General features: G+C 31.6%; 2 protein-coding genes and 1 pseudogene. 2 read left to right on the forward strand and 1 reads right to left on the reverse strand.

Annotated features, from left to right (window positions below):
• Nucleotides 1-168 precede the first annotated feature (168 nt).
• A complete protein-coding gene (locus HNP68_RS06415; protein WP_183221582.1) occupies nt 169-1,524 on the forward strand; it encodes a DnaB-like helicase C-terminal domain-containing protein in 1,356 nt (451 codons plus the stop codon).
• Nucleotides 1,525-1,621: 97 nt separating this feature from the next.
• On the forward strand, nt 1,622-2,149 hold the full coding sequence (gene bdr / locus HNP68_RS06420) for a Bdr family repetitive protein (RefSeq protein ID WP_183221584.1): 528 nt from the start codon (nt 1,622-1,624) through the stop codon (nt 2,147-2,149).
• 152 nt (nt 2,150-2,301) lie between these two features.
• Here the strand turns inward: bdr and HNP68_RS06425 are convergent.
• Nucleotides 2,302-2,661 (reverse strand): annotated as a pseudogene (locus HNP68_RS06425) (hypothetical protein); the annotation flags it as partial.

The raw sequence follows: 2,661 nt of genomic DNA on the forward strand, positions 1-2,661 counted from the left end.
TTTACTCCAAAGAGTTACAGCCCGGAGGAATTATTACTAAGTGGGTTGCAAAAATTAAGCAAAAAAGGGAAGAAATGCTAGATCAAATTGGTAATCTGATCAATCCCCCATCCCATCTGCGTGTACGCAGTCGGTTTCGCAAGTTTTGAAAATATAAGGAGGCTTTAAGTGCAAAATTGCGTAGATAGTAAAGATATTATTGAGAAATTTAAGCTTTCTAATATGGATTCAGAAAGTATTGTGATAGGTAGTTTACTCAACAACACCGTTGAGGTTGAAGAAGTTCTGTTGTATTTGAGACCGGAAGACTTTTCCGGCACTGTAAATCAAAAAATTTTTGCGTGTATGATCGATTTACATCAAAAGGGTTTGTCGATTGATCCCAATATAGTGCTTGAAGAGCTTGAAAAGGAAAGAAAGTCTAATAAGTTTTTTAGCGATTTTGAAGTAAACGAATTCGTTGACAATGTATCAAAATACGCTATGACTGGCCCAATCTTAGAAACCCATTGTAAGACCATCAGAGATAATAGTGTTAGGCGCTCAATTCTTGAACTCACTGACAAAATTAGAAAAGATGTTTTTGACAAATCAGAGGATTTAGGGGCGTTGATTGACTATGCCCAAAGTAAAATGAATTCAATGGGGCTAGACTACAAAACTTCTTCAATTCACAACGCGGCCGACATTGATCAAGTTATAATTGACGACATTGAAAGTAGAAATTTCATAGAAAATGACTACATAGAAAGTGGATTTAGTGGCCTCGACAATATAATTAAAGGTTTTAAAAAATCAGATTTTGTAATAGTTGGCGCAAGCCCCAATGTTGATAGAACTGCTTTTGCATTCAATATTGTAAACAACTTGTGCAAACAAAATAGAAGTGTTGGATTTTTTTCACTTGAATCGCCTCACGAATCTATTCCGCTTAAACTTATATCAATTAATGCGGGGATAGAATACCACAAAATTTGCAACAATAGCTTGATAGACGAAAATGAGCGACAAATGTACCATGAAGCACATGCTAAGCTAAAAAATTTTTCTATTTGTGTTGATGGCGTGTATGGTATCGAAATACGCGAATTGAAGGCTAAAGCTAAAAAAATGAAAAAAAATTATGGCGTTGATATTATTGTCATTGACAATATTAGCCTTATTTCTCTTGAGCATGCTCATCTACTATCCCGTTATAAGCAAGTTTCAAATTTGAGTAAAGAATTGTTTACATTTGCCCGTGAGCTTAAAATTCCAATAATAGTTCTATGTCAATTGGATAGTAGTGCAGAGTATAGAAAGTCTAGTTTAGCAGATTTGGGAGAGGATTTGGATTCTTTAGGGGAGGATGCAGATAAGGTAATTTTTTTGTATAGAGAGAATGAGGAACAAGAAGATAATGATGAAGAAGTGCGTAAAGTTAAGGCCATAGTTGCTAAAAATAGGTGGGGGGAGACTGGTGGTATTGCTACTATGAATTTTGATCCTAAATATACTAAATTCACGGATGTTGGTGTTGGGTAAAGCAAAAGTTTGAGTGGCGTCGATTTCGTCAATTTTTAAAAATTTGCTATTATTTGGCTGTAATTTGTGTTATACTACACTTAGCGAGTGAGAAATTATGGAATTAGTTTCAATAACAAACATTACTGAAGAACAAATATATAAAGAGTTCCTTCGATTAGGAATGGAGCAACTAATAGCACAAGATTTGTCTAAAAGATATTATCACAATAACCTTACGTATAGAGATTTAGAGAATTTAGAAAAACAATTTGGAATAAAGTTTGAGAATCTTGAGTTTAAGATTGATACTATAGAAAAGAATTTAAATACTAAGATTGATACTGTTAAAAATGAACTCAATACTAAGATTGATACTGTTAAAAATGAACTCAATACTAAGATTGATACTGTAGAAAAGAATTTAAATGACAAGATTGATACTGTTAAAAATGAACTCAATACTAAGATTGATAATTTGGCACAAAATCTTACAAAAGAAATGAAAATTAATAATCAAATTTTTTTGGAAAAGCTTAATGTAAGTAACAGAATTACAATTTTCATTACTGTAGTGGTATTGCCCGTTATGATAACCCATGTAGTTCCTTTTGTTATGTCGCTAATTACTGGGCTTTTCAAATAATAACGAGTATTAGTAAATCTCATAGTTCTTAGGTAGTATGTTTGCTTGATTTTTCATGGTGATTTTTCATGATTATTTTTACGGTGATTTTCATAGTGATTTTCATAGTGATTTTTCATGATGATTTTTCATGAAAATTTTCAACACGCTTATTAAAGAATAAAGATTTTTTTGTAAATTCGGTTTTGCAATGTGCTTGTATTTGCATAAATTCCTAATTTTCTTAAGTTAACATTAATGTATGTTTTTAGATTATGCAAATTTTTGCAAGGCTCATTTTCAGAAAAAAAATTAGAAATCAAATTTGCAATAATATATGTATTTTCGTTCTTACTATTTTTGTAAGTACTTAGATTTATTGCATTGGGCTTGACGGGCTTAAATGCGTTAATGTAGTTTAGTTTTTTACCTAGATTTTGGATACACGGATTTTCAGTTAGTCGGATATTTCCTGGATTTTTGGTATATTTGTTATCTTCTTTCGTTTCTTTGGTCTTTACAATCAAAGAATA

Origin of the sequence: Borreliella yangtzensis, from assembly GCF_014201775.1 — a bacterium.
Lineage (GTDB): Bacteria > Spirochaetota > Spirochaetia > Borreliales > Borreliaceae > Borreliella > Borreliella yangtzensis.